Raw genomic sequence first — 1,286 nt, forward strand, 5'->3', positions numbered from 1 at the left:
AAGGAGAGTTGATCGGGGTCGAGGTCAGCCTGGTCGGCGGCGCGGGTCATCAGGTGCCGGATGCTGTAGTGGGTGAGCAGGAGTGCCCAGATTTCCTGGCGGACCATCTCGGGTGATCGCGATCGAAGTATGCGTCCGGGGCCACGTTGACGTGTTTTGATTTCCGCGATGAGGCCTTCCTGTTCCCAGCGTTGATGGTAGGCGGTAGCTAATTCGATGGCGGTGGTGTCTTCGGGATCGAGGATGGTGGTGATCAATCGGATAGTGTCGTTTCTGGTGTTGGCGTCCCGGTTGGGAATGTCGTATTCGAGGGCGCGGACCAGTGTGGCCTGGGTCGGGTGAATCGCGCCGGAGGGGCCGTTCTCGATGAGAGCTTGGCGGTGATGTTTGGCGAGGCGGGGGTGGAATACCAGCGACAGGTAGGAGCCATCGGGCAGGGTCTGCAGGGCCGGGAGCGGGATCGTCGATTGCACGCGCCACAGCAGGTCCGCGCCGGTTGCGGCGGCGTCGCGCCAGAGGGGGTAGGAGTAGAAGTAGCGGTCCGCGGTGACCAGCATGTCCTCGGCGAGCGAGTCCAGCAGCTGCTGGGCGAGTTTCTTTTCATCGGTTCCGATGCCGTCCATAGCGGCGTCCACGAGGGCGTGCGTGCCGCATTCCCCCAGTCCGACCACGCGTACCTGGGGGAAAGCGCTGCTATAGGGGCTATCGGAATGGCTTTTACCGAACTGTTCGGCATTGTCCGGGGTGTCGGGAACATCCACAACGAATCCATCGATCGCCATCAGACGCCGGGACCCCAGCCAGGCGCCCTTTGTGCCGTGACCGGCGACCGGAACCGCCACCCGGTAAAACAACTCCCGTAACGGTTCCGAACCTAGTCGCTGTCGCGCTTGAGTGATCGCCGAGGTAGTCGGCACCTGCCAATCATCCGACCAGGAACGCATACTCTGCAACGCGCCGACCAGCTTGCGCATCACTTCTTCGTAATCGTCATCGTAGAAAAGGCACATCGCCTGACAAAACCGGACCATCACATGTGCCGGAAGACGACGAACTCGCGACTCACGCGCCCCCGTCTCGGTCAGAACATCCTCGATAAGATCCCGCGGAACAACATCGGCCAACACCCCCAACGAAATACGATCCGGCAACCGCGTACCCGCCGCCACCGAACCACCCACACGCTTCTGCTGACCAACCCGAGGCACGCCCACATGGTAGAGAGAAAACCCCGCCACCACAGGAGCCCCGCCACGCGTGTCAGACCCCAACCCCCGCCTAACTTA

The 1,286-nt window shown here is 62.2% G+C and carries 1 protein-coding gene; it reads right to left on the reverse strand.

The genetic code is table 11. The features are described from left to right. Nucleotides 1-1,208, reverse strand: a 1,208-nt coding sequence (locus BMZ92_RS36670) for an IS4 family transposase (protein WP_091517286.1), incomplete at its 3' end; no start/stop codon positions are given. Nucleotides 1,209-1,286: the final 78 nt, after the last annotated feature.

Source organism: Amycolatopsis sacchari (genome assembly GCF_900114035.1).
GTDB lineage: Bacteria > Actinomycetota > Actinomycetes > Mycobacteriales > Pseudonocardiaceae > Amycolatopsis_E > Amycolatopsis_E sacchari.